Below are 19,829 nucleotides of genomic sequence, written 5' to 3' on the forward strand. Positions count from 1 at the left end.
CGGCAAAAATGTGCGCCTAAACCACCGCTTCCACGCCCAGACGTGGATTGTCGGGCCACAGCCCGCGAAAACCCGACAAAATCATCCAGAAAGCGGGTGACGCCGCCGCCCCGTCTGGCTACGACCATCGGCGTCATGAGCACCTCCAGCGCCCGCTACGTCTCGACCCGAGGCCAATCGCCCGAAACCGATTTCTCCGACGCCCTGCTGCGCGGCATCGCCCCCGACGGCGGCCTCTATATGCCGACCGCCTGGCCCGGCCTGTCGCCCGAAGCCTGGACCAGCAAGGCCGACTACAAATCCATCGCGCTGCAAGCCATCGCCCCCTTCATCGGCGACGCCCTGCCAGCCGGCGCGCTGGACCGCGCGCTGGACCGACTGACCGCCGGGTTCGACCATCCGCTGGTCACGCCTCTGGTCGAACTGGAGCCGGGCCTGTTCGTGCTGGAACTGTTTCACGGCCCGACCGCCGCCTTCAAGGATCTGGCGATGCAGCTGGTCGCCAGCCTGACGGACGAGGCGCTGGCCGCCTCGGGCGAGCGTCTGACCATCCTGACCGCCACCTCGGGCGACACCGGCGCCGCCGCCGTGCGCGCCTTCGCCGGCGCCAAGTCGGTCGATCTGGTCGTGCTCCACCCGCTGGACCGCGTCTCGCCGGTTCAACGCAAACAGATGACGACGGTCGAGGCGGACAATGTCCTGAACCTGGCCGTGCGTGGTGATTTCGACGACTGCCAGCGTCTGGTGAAGGGCCTGCTGGCCGACGAGGCCCTGCGCGAACGCGGCCGACTGTCTTCGGTGAATTCGATCAACTGGGCGCGGCTGGCCGGCCAGATTCCCTACTATGTCTCCGCCACGGCCCAGCTGGGCGGGGCCGCGACCTTCGTCGTGCCGACGGGCAACTTCGGCGACGCCTTCGCCGGCATCGCCGCGACGAAAATGGGCCTGCCGTCCAACGGCTTCGTCGCGGCGGTGAACCAGAACGACGCCCTGGCCCGCGCGCTGAACGACGGCCTGTATTCACGCCGTCCGGCGGTCGAAAGCGGCAGCGTCTCCATGGATGTGCAGGCGCCGTCCAACTTCGAGCGGCTGGTGTTCGAGGCGACGGGCCGCGACGCCGAGGCGACGCGCGGGGTGTTCGAAACCTTCGCCCGCGACGGCGCTATCGCCTTCGATCCGGACCTTCTCACCGCCTTGCGCGACCAGGTCTCGGCGGTCTCCATCGACGAGGACGAGACGCGCGCCGAGATCGCCCACGCTCATGAGGCCTGGGGCCGCGTCGTGTGTCCGCACACGGCCGTGGCGCTGGCCGCCGCGCGTCGCCAGGACCGCTCGAAAGGCCCCGTCGTCGCCCTGTCCACCGCCCACCCGTCCAAGTTCGGCGACTTCGTCTCGAACGTTCTGGGCTTCGAACCCGAACCCGCAAACGTCATCGCCGCCCTAGGCGACAAGCCCGAGCGGTTGACGATCGTCGATGGGACGATGGACGCGACGCGTGACGCCGTGGCGGCCTTTTCAGACCGCCACTAAAACGTCTTAGCGACGACCGCCGCCGGTCAGGGCGCGCAGCAGAAGCAGGCCGACGCCGGCGACCGACAGGGTCGTGACCAGCGGACGCTTACGCGCCTCGGCGGCGACGGTGCGGGCCTTGTCGCGGTAGTCGGCGGGGACCTTTTCGATCAGGCGATCGACCGAATCCATCGCCTTGCCGAAGGTTTCCAGCGAGCGGCCCTTGGCGTCGTTATAGGCGCCTTCGACCTGCAGCTTCTGGTCGCCGACCAGCTTGCCGACGCCTTTTTGGAACTTGCCTTGCGCCTGCGAGGCGGCGCCGTTGATGGTTTCGTCAGTCATGATCTTCGTCCTCGGGGAGCGGCGGACTTCGCCGTTGCACCATCAAAATCCCGGCCAAGCTTTCGGTTCCAGCGACGAAGCCGCGCAGGCGCCTCAGGCCGGTTCGGTCGCGCGCCAGTGGTCCATCCGACGCAGGAAGACCGCCGGATCCTTGGGCGTCACCAGATTGGCGGGATCGTGGAAAATGCGGTCGTGCAGCCGCGTCACGGTGAAGCGCAGGGCCGCCGCTTCGCCCAGTCGCGGCAAGGCCTCCCGCTCGGCGGAGTTCAGCGGCCGCACGGATTCATAGCCGCGCTGGAAGGCCGTCAGGGCGTCCGGCATGGCCCGCCCCTCTGCGTCGAAACCCCAGGCGGACAGGGCAATGGCGAGGTCATAGGCGAAGGCGCCCGTGCAGCCGAAATAGAAGTCGATCACTGCCGACACGGCGCCGTCCTCGAACAGCACATTGTCGGGGAAATAGTCGGCATGGATCGCCCCGCCCGGCAGATCGTCCGTAAAGGGATCGCCCAGGCGCGCCAGCGTCGCCTGGACCTGTCTAATCAGCGCGCGATCCGCGTCGGACGCCCGCCCTTCTCCCTCGACGCAGCGATCGGCCAGCCGACGCCACATGGCCGGCCCAACCGGATTTTCCCGCCTCAGCTCGAAGTCCGCCGCCGTCAGATGAAGCCGCGCCAGCACCGCCCCCGCAGCCGCCTGATCGGCCGATGACGGCGTGCGCATCCAAGCGCCGGTCTTCCATTCGATCACCGCCGCCGCCCGGCCATTCAACCGTCCAAGCCAGCCGCCCTTCCGGTCCTCGATCGGCGTCGGGCAGGGAAAGCCGCGCGCCGCCAGATGCGCCGTCAGCCCCAGGCAGAAGGGCAGCGAGGCCTCGTCCGTCCGCCCCTCGAACAGGGTCAGCACAAATCGGCCGCGCGTCGTGTCCAGCCGATAGTTGGTGTTCTCCACCCCCTCGGCGATGGCCGTCAGTTCGACCACCTCGCCGATGTCGTAGCCGGCCAGGAACGCCTCGGCGTCAGCGATGGAAACGGGGGTGAAGACGGCCATGGCCTTAGTTTAGGCCCGCATCGGCGCGCCGTGCACGCACGATCTCGGCCAGATCCGCCATGATGCTCTCGGTCGTTGCCCAACGCCCGGCGCCCCGGCCCCGGCAGCGCCAGACGCGCCCGTCGGCGCCGTAGACCTTCAGCGCATTGCCCTCGCCGCGCAGGGTCGAGAACAGCGGATCGCCATGGTCGGCGTTCAGCGACACCGACGGGCGGATCACCCCGTCCTTCAGATGGGCGGCGCCGATCTGGCGCACGCCGCCGGCGGCCGAGGTCGTCTCGTTCAGGTGATCACGCGGCACCTCGCCGTCGGGCGAACGGCCGAACGCCTCGTGGCACAGCAGCCGCACCTTGGCCGCCGCATCCAGGCCTTCCAGATCCGAGGACGGGTCCTCCTCCGCAAAGCCTGCCGCCCGGGCGTCCGCCAGGGCTTCGTTGAAGGCCGCCCCGTCGCCCAGCCGTTCCAGCATGAAGTTGACCGTGCCGTTCAGCACCGCCTCGAAGCCGACCACCTCGCCGGCCGCACGGGCCGCGCGGACGGTCTCGATCATCGGTGATCCGCCCCCGACCGAGGCGGACCAGAAGATGCGCCGTCCATTGGCTTTCGCCAGTTCTTGAAGGCCACCCGGATCGCGGCTGACCGCCTGCTTGTTGGCGCTGGCGACATCGCAGCCGGCCTCGAGCGCAGCGCGGATCACCGCGTGGCCCGCCTCGCCTTCCGACAGGGCTTCCAGCACGATGTCGGGCTTTTTGGCCCACAGGTCCGCCGGGTTGGAGGTGAACAAAGAGGCCGGACAGTCCACGTCGCGCGCCTTTTTCGGATTGCGCACCAAGACGCCCACGACCTCGTAGCGGGGATCATCGAGCAGCTTGGCCAGCACGCCGCCGCCGACCACGCCGCATCCGGCGACCGCGACCTTCAGCGGCGGCAGGGCGGGCGCGGGACCGGGCGGCGCCGACTTGTCGCCGATGACCGTGCCGTCGGCGCGATCCAGCGCCGCCACCTCGATCTCGACCCCGCGGCCTTCGCCCAGGTCGATGGCGTCGTGCTGGACCAGGGCGCCGCCCAGCTTGCGCGCCACATCCCAGGAGGCGCGGCGATAGCGCAGGGCCGGGGCCGTCTTGTCGTTGGGGTCGTGGTCGTAAAGGCCGTCCACGTCCTTGACCAATCGCACCTTCTTCAGCCCCAACTCGGCTGCGAGGAACACCGCCGTCAGGTCCGATCCGCCGCGTCCCAGCAGGGCCACCTTGCCGTCCGGCCGCACCGCGCCGAACCCGGGCACCACCACCACCTCGTGCCGATCCAGCGCCTGTTTCAGATGGTCGGGTCGCAGGCCGCAGGGTCGCGAATGCTCCGGCTCGCCCTCCGCCACAATGCCCAGTTCGCGCACCGACAGGGCGCAGGCGTCCAGACCGATCCGGTCGCAAGCGATGGCCACGAGCGCCGCCGACTTTTCCTCGCCCAAGGCCACATAGCCCGGCAGCAGGTCGTTGGAATGGGCCAGGCCCAGCGCCCGCGCCTCGCCCAGCAGCCGGTCCGTCGCTCCGCCGAAGGCCGAGACCACCGCCACCACCTTTCGGCCCGCCCGCACATGGCCATAGACGGCCGAGGCGACCAGCGGCGCCTCGGCCGGGCTGCGCAGGATGGACGAGCCGAACTTCAGCACCACCACCTCGGGCCCAACCCTGTCTGGTGAAGGCTGACTGCTGGGATCGAGGCTTTCGGATTTTTCTACGACGGCGAGTTGGGCGGACATCGGGGTTCTCGGGAAAGATCGGGATGGGGTGGGGTGAAAAGAAAAACCCCGCCTGGCGGACCGGGCGGGGTTCGGGTTCTGCGGTTGCCGGGGTTCGGCGCGCTAAACTCGTCCCGCCCGTTCGGGCATGGTGGTGGTGCCGGTGGTACCGCCGATAATCGTGCCGCCGAGAGTCATGCCGAAACGCGTCGCGGCGATGCCGGCGACGGTCGAAACTTCGGCGATGAGCGAGCGCTGTTGCACAGGGCAGGTCCGGTTGAAATCTGAGCCTAGGGTGATCGGACAACCCTGACCCTGTCAAGTCGCATTGGATGATTTGTTCACGACAAGGCGCTTATTGTGCGTTTTCACCCCCATCGAGTCGACCCATGCCGCCAATGAGGTTGAATTTTTCGCTTGACCGGCGGCGCCCGGATCATCAACGTAAAGTCACTCATCAAGACCAGCCGAGGGATTAGGCCCTTTGACGCTGGGGCAACCATCGGGTCTCACAGCTCGAAACGGTGCCAACTCCTGCGGGGTCCTTCGGGGTCGCGAGAGATGAGTGGAGCATCGACGAGACGACGCTCCACGCTCTGTCACCGCATCGAGACTTGCTGAGCGAGAACGATGCGGAACGACGATGACACTGGCCGAAACCACCCTGCTCGAAGACCCCGACTGTCGCCTCGCGACAGCCATCACCCCTGTCCGCGAACCGACGCGTGAGCGCGGCGGCGCCCGAGACGTCATCGTTCCCATTCCCACCGACTTCCGCCTCGCCTCGGGCGAAAAGCTGAACCAACCCAATGTCGTCGGCCGCCTGCACGGCCGGATCGGCGCCCCCGTCGTGGTGGTCGCCGGCGGCATCTCGGCCGGACGCTTCGTCCACCGGACGGAAACCAACGGCCTGGGCTGGTGGTCGGGCGCCGTATCGGTGCGCGGGCCCATCGATCTGAGCCGGCTTCAGGTCCTGGCCGTGGATTTCGCCCCCGGCGCAGAGTTCCTGGACAAGCCCGTCACCATCACCACCCAAGATCAGGCCCGCCTGCTGGCCCTGGTGCTGAACCATCTGAAGATCGAGCGCGTCGCCGCCTTGGTCGGCTGCTCGTACGGCGGCATGGTCGGCCTGGCATTCGCCGAACTGTTCCCCGACTGGGCCGAGCAGCTGATCATCGTGTCGGCCGCCCACCGCGCCCATCCCCAGGCCACCGCCTGGCGCGGCATCCAGCGCCGCATCCTGCAGTTCGCCGTCGCCGCCGGCCGTCCCGAGGAGGGCGTCGCCCTGGCCCGCGAACTGGCCATGACCACCTATCGCACGGCCGAGGAGTTCGACGACCGCTTCGACACCACCGCGCCCGCGGCTGTCGGCGGCGCCTATCCCGTCTGTGACTATCTGACGGCGCGGGGCCAGGCCTACCGCACCCACACCACCCCGGCCCGCTGGCTGTCGATGTCCGATTCTCTGGATCGCCATAGCGTGACCCCGGAAGCCATCACCACGCCCGTCACCCTGATCGGCTTCATCTCCGACCGTCTGGTGCCGATCGACGACATCCGCGAACTGGCCGCGCGGTTGCCGACCCTGTGGCGCTTCGTCGAGGCGCCCTCGCTCTATGGCCACGACGCCTTTCTGAAGGAGGACGCCTTCGTCGGCGACATCCTCCGCGCCGCCTTGAAGGATATCAAAGTATGACTGCCCGTCCCGCCAATCCGCACACCATCGCCGCCCGCACGGGCGTGGATACGGACACGGCCCACGGCGCGGTCATGCCGCCGCTCTATCTGTCGTCCAACTATTCCTTCGCCGGCTTCGATCAGAAGCGGAAGTACGACTACAGCCGGTCGGGCAATCCGACCCGCGACGTGCTGGCCGAAACCCTGACCGAGCTGGAGGGCGGCGCCGGCTGCGTCATCACCTCCACCGGCATGGCGGCGGTTGACCTGCCGCTGACCCTGCTGGAGCCGGGCGACCTGCTGATCGCGCCGCACGACTGTTACGGCGGCACCTGTCGCCTGCTGAACGCCCGCGCCCGAAAGGGGCATTTCGAACTGCTGTTGGTCGATCAGGGCGATCCCGTCGCCTTCGAGGCCGCCCTGGCGCTGAAGCCCAAGCTGGTGCTGGTCGAGACCCCGTCCAACCCGCTGCTGCGTCTGGTCGATGTCGCCAACATCTGCACCCGCGCCCATGCGGCGGGCGCCAAGGTCGTGTGCGACAACACCTTCCTGTCGCCGGCGCTGCAGAACCCGATCAAACTGGGCGCTGACTTCGTGGTCCACTCGACGACCAAGTTCATCAACGGCCATTCCGACGTGGTCGGCGGCGCCGTCATCTCGGCCGACGCCGAGGATCACCAGACCCTGGCCTGGTGGGCCAACTGCACCGGCGTGACCGGCTCGCCCTTCGACGCCTATCTGACCCTGCGCGGCGTGCGCACTCTGTTCGCGCGCATCGAGCGGCAACAGGCCACGGCCGGCAAGATCGCCGAAAAGCTGGCCGCCCACCCGGCGGTCAAGGCTGTCCACTATCCGGGCCTGAAGTCCCACCCCAACCACGCCCTGGTCGCGGCCCAGCAGGCCGGCCCCGGCGCCATGCTCAGCTTCGAACTGCAGGGCGGTGCGGACGCCGTGCGCGATCTGGTCGAGACGCTGGAGATCTTCACCCTGGCGGAGTCCCTGGGCGGCGTCGAAAGCCTGATCGCCCACCCCGCCACCATGACCCACGCCGCCATGACGCCGGAACAACGCGCGACGGCCGGCATTGGCGACGGCCTGGTGCGCCTGTCGGTGGGTCTGGAGCATGTCGAGGATCTGATCGCCGACCTGTTCCCGGCGCTGGACGCCCTCGTCCCGGCGAAGGCGGAAGCGGCGTAACTTTTTGCTTGCAGGAGCGGCCGAACCGGGGCAAATGCGCCGCCCCGGCTGCGGTCCCTTCGTCTATCGGTTAGGACGTCAGGTTTTCAACCTGAAAAGAGGGGTTCGACTCCCCTAGGGACTGCCACCGGCGGCGCCTTTTCAGCGCCCTTCCCGGACATCGTCGAGCAAACGCTCCGACCCCGGATTAAGATTTCGGTAACTATTTTGTCCGGAAACGGGCAGTAAGTCTTTCGATTCACGGACTTTTTTCGGACGCAGTCAGGAACTATCCACAGGGACTGTGGTTAACCCATCGTTAGCTCGGCGCAGAAGCGCCTCTCCCTCCTGCACCGAGATCCTCATGTTTATCGCCATCGCCCGCCCGGCGGTGGAGCCCAAAGGCCCCGACGCCGTCGCCGTCCCCGGCTCTCCCGCCATCGCCGAACTGTCGCCCCGCGCCCTGCATGCGCGCCTTCTCCAGAACGCCGCCCTGCGCCGCCTGCGCGGACTGGAGCGCCGCAGAGAGCAGCGTCTCGAAGACGCCGACTATTGGCTGCATGCCGCACCGATCGCCGTCCGGAAAGCCAGCGCCCTGCGCGAACAGCGCAGCTTCTCGCCGATCCCCTGAGGGTGGCCGCACACCTCTGGATACATTCGTCGGTGATTTGGGGTTGATTTACCGACCTTCGGTATCCGACAAGAGCGGATGGGCGAAGTCGGATCGGCGCTGACATCTGCGAAGGCGATCTTGGTCACGGGCGGTGCGGGCTATATCGGCGCCCATGTGTGCGAGGCCCTTGCCGCCGCCGGCTATCGGCCCGTCACCTACGACAACCTGTCCACCGGCCGGCGCCGTTTCGTGCGCTGGGGACCGTTGGTCGAGGGCGATGTCTGGGACGCGGACAAGGTGCGCCACACCCTAGTCGCCCACGACATCAGCGCCGTGATGCATTTCGCCGGCTCGTCCGTGGTCCTTGAATCAGTGCGCGCGCCGCTGGACTACTATCGCAACAATGTCGGCGGTCTGTTCGGCCTGTTGGGCGGGATGCGGGAAGCGGGCGTAAACCGGCTGGTTTTTTCCAGCACCTGCGCCGTCTATGGCGATCCCGGCGACGATCCGATCACGGAGGCGACGCGGCTGGCCCCCGTCACCCCCTATGGCCGCTCCAAATTGGGCTGCGAACAGATCCTGTCGGACGCTAGCGCAGCGCACGGGCTGAACGTCATCGCGCTGCGTTATTTCAACGCCAGCGGCGCCTCGGCGTCAGGCCTGATCGGCGAAGATCGGCCGGTCGAGACCCATCTGATCCCGCGCGCCATGATGGCCCTACGCGGCCAGATCGACGATTTCGCCGTTCATGGGACCGATTATCCGACGCCCGACGGCACGGCGGTGCGCGACTATGTCCACGTTTGCGACCTGGTCCAGGGCCACCTTGCCGCCCTGACCCAGTTGCTCGGCGACCGACGCGGCTTCTTCGCCTGCAATCTGGGTGCCGGTCGCGGCCATTCGGTGCGGCAGGTGCTTGAGGCTATCATGGCGCACAGCGACCTTCGTCTGCCCGACGCGGCCGGAGCGCGCCGTGCGGGCGACCCGCCGCATCTTGTGTCGGACATCACTCTGGCGCGTCAGGCGCTGGGCTTTGCGCCACGCCAGTCGGACCTGGCCTCCATCGTCGCCAGCGCCTGGGCCTGGCACAGCCGGCTCAGCGCAGTTCGGGCATCCGGCGGCGCAGAGACATCTTCCATTTTTTCAGCGTCTGCGCCGCGGTCCGAGGCCTTACTCGGCGGCGCTGCTCAAGCCCTCCTCCCCATAATGCATGGACCGGCGTTTCCAGATGCTGATGCCGATCGTGCTGATGGACGATGGCGCTGACATCGCCATCTGGATTGACGACCTTTCCATCTCGGAAGCCCAGCTTTGGCCCTGGCGTTAAGCCAACGGTCGCAATGCGCCCGTAGTTGGGTTGAACACGCGCCGCCACCAATCCTTGGTGGATCGCTAGGTTGAATGCGGCCTGATCTGCACCGAACGCCCCGCCAATCTCTCGTCGAGGCGCGTTGGGCAAGGACAGGATCAGTCGCGACAGGCGCGAGACCTCGGCGCGCGGCCCAACGATGGTGCCGACGCACAGACAGGCCTTGTCGGCCAGTTGCCGCGCCTGGGCGTCGCCGAACAGGGCGCGCAGATACTTCATGTTGAAGGCGTGATCGCCCAGCGGCGTCTCGGCCTCGACATAGGCCTCAAGTCCCTCGGGCGCCGGATCAAAGGGCGGCGCCTGGAAGATCACATCGCGCACGTCGCAGGCCAGGGCGACGCCTGACCGATCGCCCAGCAAACCGGCGAAGGCCACGAACCGCTGCATCACCGGATGCGGCGCCCACCCGCGCCAGACCGGCGCATCTATGGCGGTCACCCGATGCTGGGCCAGAAAGGCGCGCAGAGCCGGTTCGGCGTCGACCACCAGCGCCACAGGCCCCTCGAACACGGCCCGCAGCGACAGGACGAAAGGCGCGATGTCGGCCGCGTCGTATCCCGTCGCATAACCGACCACGACATCGCCGTCCGGCAGGGGCGTAAACCGGCGACCGACGTCGAACGCCTCGGCCAGCCAGTCCAGATAGTCCGACCGAACCGCCCCCTGCTTCATGGCCTCAGCGCGCGCCCATCAGATCGGCGAACCGGTCGAACAGATACAGGCTGTCGGTCGGCCCGGGCGAGGCCTCGGGGTGGTGCTGGACGCTGAAGATCGGCTTTTCCTTGACCGCGATGCCGCAGTTGGTGCCGTCGAACAGACTGACGTGGGTCTCGGTCACGGCGTCCGGCAGGCTGTCGCGATCGACGGTGAAGCCGTGGTTCATCGACACGATCTCGACCTTGCCGGTGGTCAGATCCTTGACCGGGTGGTTGGCGCCGTGGTGGCCCTGATCCATCTTCACCGTCTTGGCGCCCAGGGCCAGGGCCAGCATCTGGTGGCCCAGGCAGATACCCATCAGCGGCTTGCCGCTGGCGACCAGCTTCTGGATTTCAGGCACGGCGTATTCGCCCGTCGCGGCCGGATCGCCCGGACCGTTGGACAGAACCACGCCGTCAGGATTGCGGGCCAGAACTTCCTCCGCCGTCGTCGTCGCCGGGACCACGGTGATGCGCGCGCCGGTCGAGGCCAGGGCGCGCAGGATGTTGCGCTTCACGCCGTAATCGATGACGACCACGTCCTTGCGGCCTTCGGTCTTGGGGTGACCCTCCGGCCAGTCCCACAGCCCCTCGTTCCATTCGAACGCCTGCAGCGTCGATGCGGGCTTGGCCAGGTCCAGACCGACCAGCCCGGTCCAGCCCTTGGCCTGGGCGACCAGGGCCTCCAGGTCGAAGTTTCCGTCCGGGTCGTGCGCGATGACGGCGTGGGGCGCGCCCTTGTCGCGGATGATCTTGGTCAGGGCGCGGGTGTCCACCCCGGCCAGACCCACGACGCCGCGCCGCTTCATCCAGTCGTCGAAACTGGCGTCCGAGCGATAGTTGGCCGGGTCGGTCGGCACGTCGCGGAAGATGGCGCCGCGCGCCGAGGTGTCGGACCCGCCGCCCATCTGTTCGATGTCTTCGACATTGGTCCCCACATTGCCGACGTGCGGGAAGGTGAAGGCCAGGATCTGGCTCATGTAGGACGGGTCGGTCAGGATTTCCTGATAGCCGGTCATGGCGGTGTTGAAGACCACCTCGCCCAAGGCCGAGCCGACGGCGCCCACGCCGATGCCCTGCAGGATCGTGCCGTCCGCGAGCGCGAGAACGCCGGTGGCGCCCGGAAGAATCTTCGTCGTCATGGGCGCGCTCCTAAAATCGAATCCGGCCGATACGAAGGCCGAAGGCAAACGGCGGCGTCGTTAAGCCCTGCCGCCTGCCCCGTCAACGTGGCGCGCGTCACCGCCCGTCGGTGATGGACGCCGGACCGATCAGCTGGAACGTCGCCTTGGCCCCGCCCTGGGCGTGCGGCGCCAGCCAGACGTCGAACAGACCGGGCTCTATGCGCCAGGTCTCGTCCGCGCCGATGAAGCCCAGTTGGCGGGCGTTCAGGGTGAAGGTCACCTTCGTGCTCTGGCCCGGCTTCAGCGACACGCGCTTGAAGTCCTTCAGCAATCGGCCAGGCTGGGTCAGGCTGGCGACCCGGTCGTGGATATAGAGCTGCACCAGCTCCTCGGCCGGATGCGATCCGGTGTTGGTCACGGTCACGCCCAGATCCAGCGTGCCGGCCCAGGCCAGCTTGTCGCTCTCCATCTCGACCGGCCCATAGCTGACCGCGCCATAGGTCAGGCCATAGCCGAAGGGATAAAGCGCCGTATTGGTCGTCTCGCGATAGCGAGCCTTGTATTCCTCGCTCGCCAGATCGGGATTGGCCGGGCGGCCTGTGGTCTTGCGGTCGTAGGAATAGGGCTGCTGGCCCGACTTGTGCGGGAAGCTGACCGGCAGGCGCGCCGACGGGCCGTGATCGCCGAACAGGACGTCGGCGACGGCATGGCCCATCTGTTCGCCTAGGAACCAGGTCACGACGATGGCCTGGGCGTTCTTCACATTGCCTTCCAGCGCAAGCGCCCGGCCGTTCCTCAGCAGGATGACCATGGGCTTGCCCAGCGCCGCCATGGCGTCGACCAGGGCGACCTGCGGCGCGGGCACCACGATCTCGGTGCGCGACTGGGCCTCGCCCGACATGTTGGTCGCCTCGCCGATGGCCAGGACGATGACCTCGGCGTCGCGGGCGGCGGCGATGGCCTGCTCGATCCCGCCGTCCAGCGGCGTCTCGACGCCCGAACCGCGTGCGATGGTCAGGTTCTGCGGATCGCTCATCGCCGCGCGGAAGCCCGTCTCCAGCGAAACGCGTCGCTCGGGCGCGCCCCAGATGGTCCACGGCCCCCAGACATTGTCCACGTCGTCGGCGAACGGGCCGACCAGGGCGATCTTCTGGCTCTTCTTCAGCGGCAACAGGCCGTTGTCATTCTTCAGCAGCACGACCGACTTGCGGCCCGCCTCGCGCGACAGCTCGACGTGCTCGCGCGACCCGACCACCGCCTTTTCACGCACCGGATCGGTGCCGCGATAGGGATCGTCGAACAGGCCCAGCGCCGCCTTGGTGTTCAGGACGCGGCGCACCGCCTCGTCCAGACGCGCCATCGACACCTCGCCAGAGGCGACCAGGCTGGGCAGATGCTCCAGATACAGACCCGACACCATCGACACATCGACCCCGGCGTTGAAGGCCAGACGGGCGGCGTCGCGGCCGTCCTCGGCGAAGCCGTGGGCCACCAACTCCTGCTCGGAGGTGTAGTCGGAGACGACGAAGCCCTCAAAGCCCCATTCGCCGCGCAGGATGTCGGTCAGCAGCTTGCGGCTGCCCGAGGCCGGCACGCCATTAACGTCGTTGAAGGCGCTCATGATCGACAGGGCGCCGGCGTCCACCGACGCCTTGAACGGCGGCAGGAAGACCCCGCGCAGCGTCTGCTCGCTCATGTCGGTGGTGTTGTATTCGACCCCGCCGACGGCGGCGGAATAGGCGGCCATATGTTTGGCGGTGGCCAGGACTGCGTCACGGTCGTCCAGACCTTTTTCGCCCTGGAAGCCGCGCACGCGGGCGGCGGCCAGCAGGTTGTTCAGCAGAACGTCCTCGCCCGCGCCCTCGACGTTGCGGCCCCAGCGCTGGTCGCGCGCCACATCCACCATGGGGGCGTAGGTCTGGTGAACGGCTGACGCCGCCGTCTCGACCGCCGCGGCCCGCGCCGTGCGCCGCGCCAGTTCGGTGTCGAAGGCCGCCGCCTCGGCCAGAGGCACGGGGAAGATGGTGGACAGGCCGTGGATCACGTCCGCCGCGAACAGCAGCGGGATTTTCAGCCGGCTCTCTTCCATCGCCACGCGCTGGATGCGACGGCCCGCCTCGGCGCCGATGCCGTTGAACAGACTGCCGACCTTGCCTTCGCGGATCAGGGCGGTGACGCGCGCCGGATCGCCCGTGCCGTCCAGCGGGTTCACCGCTGTCGGCATCCAGCGGAACGGATCGGCCAGCAGGTTCAGTTGGCCCGCCTTCTCCTCGACCGTCATGGCCGCGATCAGATCCTCGATCTTCTGGCGGTGACGGGCGACGGTGCGGGACGCTTGGGCGGAAACAGGCATGGGGAACACTCCGGCGCCCATCAGGGCCAAAAGCCCCAGGCCAGACAAGAAATTTCTACGGGAAGCCGCAGGCTTGAGAGGTCGCGTCATTTAGGCTGGCGCTCCTTTCGGGGGATAATCGAGCAGCGAAGCGAGAGGCCTAGCCTCTCGGCCCCGAAGGCTTCAACCCCCGCCTGCTATGTAAATCGATGTAACGCCCCGGTGCGCGGTCACGCCGCGTTTCGCCGCCCCGCCTCATCCCAAGGCGATGTCCAGGAACATCATCCCTACAAGGCCGATCATCAGGCCGATCATCGACCCCTCGCCCTTGGACTTCTCGCGGGTCTCGGGAATGATCTCCGCAGTGACGACATAGATCATGGCCCCCGCCGCCAGGCCCAGCCCCCACGGCAGGGCGCCGGGCAGCAGATCGACCACGCTGGCCCCAATCAGCCCGCCGACCGGCTCGACCAGGCCCGAAGCCAACGCCGCCGCGAAGGCCGGCCAGCGGCCGTATCCCAGGGTCGCCATCGCCGCCGACACCGCCAGCCCCTCGGGCATGTTCTGGATGCCGATGCCGAGGGCCGTGGACAGTCCCTGATGCATGTCGCCGCCGCCGAAGCTGACGCCCACCGCCGCGCCCTCGGGGAAGTTGTGCAGGGTGATGGCGATGATGAACAGCCAGATGCGCCGCGACAGGTCGCGCGATCCCGCCGGTCCGATGGCCAGCATGTCCACCGGCGCGAACCGGTTCATCAGGCCGATCACCGTCGCCCCGATCAGCACCGCCGCCCCCATGACGCCGGCCGCCGCCGCCTGGCTGGCCCCGCCCGCCTGCAACACGTCCACGCCGGGAATGATCAGCGAGAAGAAGGAGGCCGCCAGCATGACCCCGGCGGCGAAACCCAGCAGGGCGCTTTGGGTCTGCACCCCCGCCTTGCGGAAGAACAGCAGAGGCACGGCGCCCACCGCCGTCATCATGCCCGCCGCCAGACTGCCCAGACCGCCTGCGGCGATGGGGGAAAGGGATTCCATCATCCGTCTGCATTGCGGCGAGACACGGCAAGAGACAAGCCCGAACCGTGGCGTTAGAGAAAGCTTCATGTCCCAGCGCGCCGCCCTCCCCGTCGGCCCGAACGCTGCGTCGGCGCTGGGCGCCGCCCGGCGGGTCGTGGTCAAGATCGGATCCTCCCTGCTGATCGACGCGGCCACGCGCCAGCCGACGCGCGACTGGCTGGCAGCCGTCGCCTCGGATCTCGCGGCGCTGAAGGCCGAAGGGCGCGAGGTCATCGTCGTTTCGTCCGGCTCGATCGCCCTGGGCCGGGGACGGCTGCCCACGTTGGGCGCAAGGCTGGAGGACAAGCAGGCGGCGGCCTCGGTCGGACAATCGCTGCTGATGGCGGCCTGGTCCGGGGCCTTGGACCCGCATGGCCTGATCGCGGGCCAGGTTCTGCTGACACGCGACGACACAGAACGCCGTCGGCGGTGGCTGAACGCCCGCGCGACCGTCGAGGCCCTGTTGACCCACGGCGTCATCCCCATCGTCAACGAGAACGACACGGTGGCGACCGAGGAAATCCGTTACGGCGACAACGACCGGCTGGCGGCGCGCACAGCCCAGCTGGCGCGAGCGGACCTGCTGATCCTGCTGTCGGACGTGGACGGCCTCTATACCGCCGATCCGCGCCGCGATCCCAACGCCGCCCATTTGCCCCTAATCGAGACGCTGAGCCCCGACATCCTGGCCATGGGCGGGGGCGCCAACGCCGATGCCGGCGTCGGAACCGGCGGCATGGCGACCAAGCTGGCGGCGGCCCAGATCGCCCGCTCGGCCGGATGCGCCACCCTCATCGCCTCGGGTCAGACCCTTTCGCCGCTCAGCGCCATCCGCGACGGCGCGCGCGCCACCCTGATCGCTGCGCCCGACGGCCCGATGGCCGCCTACAAACAGTGGATCGCCGGCAGCCTGTCGCCAACGGGGGTCCTGACGCTGGACGCCGGCGCCGTCACAGCGCTGAAGGCGGGCAAGAGCCTGCTGCCCGCCGGAGTCACGGGCGTCTCCGGCGCTTTCGAAAAGGGTGACTGCGTGCGTCTGATCGACCCGGACGGTCGGGCCGTCGGTGTGGGTCTGGCCGCCTACGCCGCCGACGAGGCCGCGCGCCTTCGCGGCCGCCGCTCGGACGAGATCGAGACCCTGCTGGGCTATCGCGGGGCCTCGGTCCTAATCCACCGCGACGACATGGTGCTGGACGACCGATGACCGATCTGAAGACCCGAATGCTTGACCTGGGCCAGCGCGCCCGCGCCGCAGCAATGCTCTTGCGCGAAGCCCCGGCCGCCGCCCGCACCCGCGCGCTGGAAAGCCTGTCGGCAAAACTAACGGCCGCCGAACCCGCCCTGCTGGCCGCCAACGTCCGCGATGTCGAGACCGCTCGCGCGAACGGCATGACCGAGGCCCTGATCGACCGGCTGTCGTTGAGCCCCGCCCGCATCGCCGGCATGGCCGAGGCGGTGGCGACCATCGCCGCCGTGCCCGATCCGCTGGGCGTCGAGACCGAACGCTGGACCCCCGCCAATGGCCTCGACATCGCCCGCGTTCGAACGCCGATCGGCGTGCTGGGCGTCATCTATGAGAGCCGCCCCAACGTCACAGCCGACGCCGCCGCCCTGTGCATCCGCTCGGGCAATGCCGCCATCCTGCGCTGCGGCTCGGACTGCCTTCAGTCTTCCCTGGCCATCGCTGCCCTGATCGCGGAAGCCCTCGCCGAGGCCGGCCTGCCCGCTGATGCGGTGCAACTGGTCGACACACCCGACCGTGAGGCGGTCGGTCTTATGCTAACCGGGCTGAACGGCGCCATCGACGTCATCGTCCCGCGCGGCGGCAAGAGCCTGGTCGCCCGCGTCCAGGACGAGGCGCGGACAGCGGTGCTCAGCCACCTGGAAGGCCTGAACCACACCTATCTGCACGAGGCCGCCGATCTTGAGACCGCCCGCGCCATCGTCCTGAACGCCAAGATGCGCCGCGTCTCGGTCTGCGGGGCGACCGAGACGCTGCTGGTGGATCGGGCGGCCGCCCAGCGCCTGCTGCCCCCCGTCGCCGCCGACCTGATCGCCGCCGGTTGCGAACTGCGCGGCGACGAAGCGGCCTGCGCCCTGGTCCCCGCAATGACGCCCGCGACCGAGGCCGACTGGACCACCGAATATCTGGCCCCGATCCTCGCCGTCCGCATCGTCGAGGATGTGGACGCTGCGACCGACCACATCGCCCGCTACGGCTCGGGCCACACCGAGGCCATCGTCACCACCGACGCCGAAGCCGCCGAACGGTTCGCCGCCAGGGTCGACAGCGCCATCGTCCTGATCAACGCCTCGACCCAGTTCGCCGACGGCGGCGAGTTCGGCTTCGGCGGCGAGATCGGCATCTCCACCAATCGCCTACACGCCCGGGGCCCGGTCGGGGCCGAGCAATTGACCACCTACAAGTATGTGGTGCGCGGCCAGGGCCAGATCAGGCCGTAGGTCGCGCACGCTCTCCCTCCCCGTTCCGGGAGGGTGGCTGAGCCGAAGGCGAGGCCGGGTGGGGGCGGCTGGCGACATGCCGCTGAACGAGAAAAGGCGGCTCGTTTCCGAGCCGCCCCCACCCGGTCGCTGACGCGACCACCCTCCCCCGCAGGGGAGGGAGATTGGTGCTTCGTCTCAGCCGCGCTGCGGCAGCGCATAGGCGATGACGTAATCGCCCTCCGGCGTTTCCATGAAGTGATGGCCGGCGGCGACGATCACCAGATACTGGCGGCCGTTCTGCTCGTAGATCATCGGGTTCGCCTGGCCGCCGGCGGGCAGGACGTCGGACCAGACGGTCTTGCCCGTCTCGATATCGATGGCGCGAATCAGGTCGTCGGTCGCTGCGGCGATGAAGATCAGGCCGCCCGCCGTTACGACCGAGCCGCCGTTGTTCGGCGTGCCGATTTCCAGCGGCAGCATCGAGGGGATGCCGAACGGGCCGTTCTTGCGCGCCGTGCCGAACGGACGGTCCCACAGAGTCTTGCCGCTCTGCAGGTCGATGGCGCGGATCCCGCCATAGGGCGGCTCCTTGCACAGCAGGCCGGTGAAGGGCATCCGCCAACCGGCGTTGACGTCGATCGCATAGGGCACGCCCATCTGCGGATCGCCCGCGCCCTCGGCCTTGGCGCCCTCGCCGGTCGTTTCTTCCTGATAGCGGGGGTCGTCGCGCGGGAACCAGCCCAGCTTGTTCGCCTCGGCGCGGGGCACCAGACGGTTGTAGTTGGGCATGTCGTTATAGTTGGCGATGATCACGCCGCGACGCGGATCCAGAGCCACGCTGCCCCAGTCCGAACCGCCGTTGTAGCCCGGATATTCGATGAAGCGACGGTCGGCGGTCGGGGGCGTAAACTGGCCCTGGTACGACGCCTTCTTGAACTGGATGCGGCACATCATCTGATCGATCGGCGACATGCCCCACATGTCAACTTCGCGCAGGTCAGGCTTGGCCAGGGTGTTGAACAGCGAATAGGGCTGGGTCGCCGCACGCTGCGCCGGTTCGACGCCGCCGCGCGGGGCGGGACGATCCTGCACGCCATGCAGGGGCTGGCCCGTGCGGCGATCCAGCACGAAGATTTCGCCGCGCTTGGACGGCAGGATCACCGCAGGCGTCACGCCACCTGCGGTCGGCATGTCGACCAGCGTCACCTGCGAACCCAGGTCAAAGTCCCAGACGTCGCGGCGAACGGTCTGATAGCTCCAGCGCGGCTTGCCGGTCGTGACGTCCAGCGCGACCAAGGCGCTGGAATACTGGTTCTCCTGGGGCCGGCGCAGCGACGAATAGTAGTCGGCGGCCGAGTTGCCCATCGGCAGATAGACCAGGCCCAAAGCTTCGTCGCCCGTCGCCGTCGTCCACATGTTCGGCGTGCCCGGCGTATAGGTCTGACCGGCCGGCGGAGCGGTGGTGATGTCGGGACGCATCATGTCCCAGGCGAAGCGCAGCTGACCCGTGACGACGTCATAGCCCTGGATGACGCCCGAGGCGTTCCACCGTTTCTGGCCGTCCAGCACCTGATGGCCCGTGACGATGACGCCGCGCACGACGACGGGCGGCGATGTGATCGACACCATGCCGGGATAGGGATTGCCCATCCCTTCCTTGATGCTGACGGCGCCGTTGGTTCCGAAGGCGGGGCAAGGCACGCCGGTGCGCGCATCGACCGCGATGATCCGGCCGTCCAGCGTGCCTTCGATGATGCGCGTCGCGCAGGGCTGGGCCTGATCGACGTTGGGCGCGGCGTAGTAGGTGACGCCCCGGCAGGCGGCGGTGTAGGGGATCTGCTCGTCCGCCACCTTCGGATCATAGGCCCATTTCTGCCGTCCTGTGTTGGCGTCCAGGGCGAACATCTTGTTGCGACCCGAGCAGAGATAGACGGTGTCGGCGATCTTCAGCGGCGTGGTCTCGGCGCCGAAGCGTTCGCCGGGCAGATCGCCGGTGCGGAAGGTCCAGGCCCGCTCCAGCTGCCCGACGTTGGTCTTGTTGATCTGGTTGAGCGGCGAATAACGCTGAGCGGCGTCCGATCCGCCATAGGCGGGCCAGTCCAGGCCGGCCTTGATCAGGGCGGGATCACCGAATGGTCCGCGCGCGCCGGGCACCGGGCTATCGACGCCGGGCGCGTTGATCTGTCCGACCACCAGGCCGAACACGACCGTCAGGGCCGCCAGCCCGAGCGCGCCGAAGCTTGCCGTCTTGCCGCCGCCGCGCGACCGCAATACCGGCAGCGTCGCCAGCACCAGGAACATCAGCACCAGCGGCCCGACCAGGCGTGGGATCATGGCCCAACCGTTCAGGCCCTTCTCCCACAGCGCCCAGATCACTGTGGCGACGAAGACCGCGCCATAGAGCCAGGCCCCACGCACGTCGCGATAGACAAGCAGAAGGCCCGACACGATCAGCGCCAGGCCCGCGATCAGATAATACCAGGAGCCGCCCAGCATCGCGAGCTGCACGCCGCCGACCGTCAGCACCAGACCGATCACGGCCAGCAGGATCCCGAGCAGCAACGTCAGCCATCCCCCAAGGCCGGTCGGGGTTGTCCATCGGGGCATGGGCGCACTCTCTGTGGTCTGCTGAAATCAGTCTTTCGAACGCCTCGAGACTGCGCCGGTTCCTATTGTCGCACCCCTGGAACAAAATCCTGTTGCGGCGCA

The 19,829-nt window shown here is 68.3% G+C and carries 15 protein-coding genes, 1 tRNA gene, 1 pseudogene and 1 riboswitch; of the genes and pseudogenes, 8 read left to right on the forward strand and 9 right to left on the reverse strand.

Annotated elements, in window-relative coordinates; all coding sequences use genetic code 11:
- The first annotated feature begins 96 nt into the window (after window positions 1-96).
- Window positions 97-1,530, forward strand: coding sequence for a threonine synthase (gene thrC / locus ABIC32_RS02820; RefSeq protein WP_354072193.1), 1,434 nt, complete (start codon window positions 97-99; stop codon window positions 1,528-1,530).
- Between the two features lie 6 nt (window positions 1,531-1,536).
- Here thrC and ABIC32_RS02825 read toward each other — a convergent pair whose 3' ends face one another.
- The 4 genes from ABIC32_RS02825 to ABIC32_RS02840 form a co-directional block, all read right to left on the reverse strand.
- Entirely contained in the window at window positions 1,537-1,851 is a 315-nt protein-coding gene (locus tag ABIC32_RS02825; protein WP_295225791.1) for a CsbD family protein, read from the reverse strand.
- A gap of 93 nt (window positions 1,852-1,944) precedes the next feature.
- Entirely contained in the window at window positions 1,945-2,898 is a 954-nt protein-coding gene (thrB, locus tag ABIC32_RS02830) for a homoserine kinase (RefSeq protein WP_354072195.1), read from the reverse strand.
- A gap of 4 nt (window positions 2,899-2,902) precedes the next feature.
- Window positions 2,903-4,654, reverse strand: coding sequence for an amino acid kinase family protein (locus ABIC32_RS02835; RefSeq protein WP_354072197.1), 1,752 nt, complete (start codon window positions 4,652-4,654; stop codon window positions 2,903-2,905).
- Between the two features lie 102 nt (window positions 4,655-4,756).
- Window positions 4,757-4,897 (reverse strand): hypothetical protein, encoded by a 141-nt coding sequence (locus ABIC32_RS02840; RefSeq protein WP_354072199.1) that lies wholly within the window; start codon window positions 4,895-4,897, stop codon window positions 4,757-4,759.
- A 187-nt stretch (window positions 4,898-5,084) separates the two neighbouring features.
- Window positions 5,085-5,201, forward strand: a riboswitch (SAM riboswitch).
- A gap of 75 nt (window positions 5,202-5,276) precedes the next feature.
- Between ABIC32_RS02840 and metX the strand changes: the two genes are divergently transcribed.
- The 5 genes and pseudogenes from metX to galE all read left to right on the forward strand — a co-directional run.
- The gene (gene metX / locus ABIC32_RS02845) at window positions 5,277-6,329 is read left to right on the forward strand and encodes a homoserine O-succinyltransferase MetX (RefSeq protein ID WP_354072201.1); all 1,053 of its coding nucleotides are present in this window, start codon (window positions 5,277-5,279) and stop codon (window positions 6,327-6,329) included.
- Window positions 6,326-7,507, forward strand: a complete 1,182-nt coding sequence (gene metB / locus ABIC32_RS02850) for a cystathionine gamma-synthase (protein ID WP_354072203.1) — start codon at window positions 6,326-6,328, stop codon at window positions 7,505-7,507. The genes metX and metB overlap by 4 nt, the downstream gene beginning before the upstream one ends.
- Window positions 7,508-7,559: 52 nt before the next feature.
- Window positions 7,560-7,634, forward strand: a tRNA-Glu gene (locus ABIC32_RS02855).
- Window positions 7,635-7,850: 216 nt separating this feature from the next.
- Window positions 7,851-8,117 (forward strand): hypothetical protein, encoded by a 267-nt coding sequence (locus tag ABIC32_RS02860; RefSeq protein WP_354072205.1) that lies wholly within the window; start codon window positions 7,851-7,853, stop codon window positions 8,115-8,117.
- Between the two features lie 78 nt (window positions 8,118-8,195).
- Window positions 8,196-9,185: pseudogene (gene galE, locus ABIC32_RS02865) on the forward strand (UDP-glucose 4-epimerase GalE); the annotation flags it as partial.
- A 10-nt stretch (window positions 9,186-9,195) separates the two neighbouring features.
- Here galE and ABIC32_RS02870 read toward each other — a convergent pair.
- The 4 genes from ABIC32_RS02870 to ABIC32_RS02885 form a co-directional block, all read right to left on the reverse strand.
- Window positions 9,196-10,140, reverse strand: coding sequence for a hypothetical protein (locus ABIC32_RS02870; RefSeq protein ID WP_354072207.1), 945 nt, complete (start codon window positions 10,138-10,140; stop codon window positions 9,196-9,198).
- Window positions 10,141-10,144: 4 nt separating this feature from the next.
- Window positions 10,145-11,305 carry a glutamine-hydrolyzing carbamoyl-phosphate synthase small subunit gene (gene carA / locus ABIC32_RS02875; RefSeq protein ID WP_354072209.1) on the reverse strand — a complete coding sequence of 387 codons (1,161 nt, stop codon included), beginning with the start codon at window positions 11,303-11,305 and terminating at the stop codon, window positions 10,145-10,147.
- Window positions 11,306-11,402: 97 nt separating this feature from the next.
- Window positions 11,403-13,640 carry a glycoside hydrolase family 3 N-terminal domain-containing protein gene (locus ABIC32_RS02880; RefSeq protein ID WP_307512541.1) on the reverse strand — a complete coding sequence of 746 codons (2,238 nt, stop codon included), beginning with the start codon at window positions 13,638-13,640 and terminating at the stop codon, window positions 11,403-11,405.
- Window positions 13,641-13,874: 234 nt separating this feature from the next.
- On the reverse strand, window positions 13,875-14,654 hold the full coding sequence (locus ABIC32_RS02885) for a ZIP family metal transporter (RefSeq protein WP_045809883.1): 780 nt from the start codon (window positions 14,652-14,654) through the stop codon (window positions 13,875-13,877).
- Window positions 14,655-14,721: 67 nt separating this feature from the next.
- On the opposite strand from ABIC32_RS02885, the gene proB reads away from it, so the two are divergent.
- Both proB and ABIC32_RS02895 read left to right on the forward strand, forming a co-directional pair.
- Window positions 14,722-15,879 (forward strand): glutamate 5-kinase, encoded by a 1,158-nt coding sequence (proB, locus tag ABIC32_RS02890; RefSeq protein WP_354072212.1) that lies wholly within the window; start codon window positions 14,722-14,724, stop codon window positions 15,877-15,879.
- Window positions 15,876-17,138 (forward strand): glutamate-5-semialdehyde dehydrogenase, encoded by a 1,263-nt coding sequence (locus tag ABIC32_RS02895; RefSeq protein WP_354072214.1) that lies wholly within the window; start codon window positions 15,876-15,878, stop codon window positions 17,136-17,138. Before proB ends, ABIC32_RS02895 begins: the two co-directional genes overlap by 4 nt.
- A 177-nt stretch (window positions 17,139-17,315) precedes the next feature.
- On the opposite strand, the gene ABIC32_RS02900 is transcribed toward ABIC32_RS02895, so the two are convergent.
- A complete protein-coding gene (locus ABIC32_RS02900) occupies window positions 17,316-19,727 on the reverse strand; it encodes a membrane-bound PQQ-dependent dehydrogenase, glucose/quinate/shikimate family (RefSeq protein WP_354072216.1) in 2,412 nt (803 codons plus the stop codon).
- Window positions 19,728-19,829 lie beyond the last annotated feature (102 nt).

Origin of the sequence: Brevundimonas sp. 1080, assembly GCF_040545985.1 — a bacterium.
Taxonomy (GTDB): domain Bacteria; phylum Pseudomonadota; class Alphaproteobacteria; order Caulobacterales; family Caulobacteraceae; genus Brevundimonas.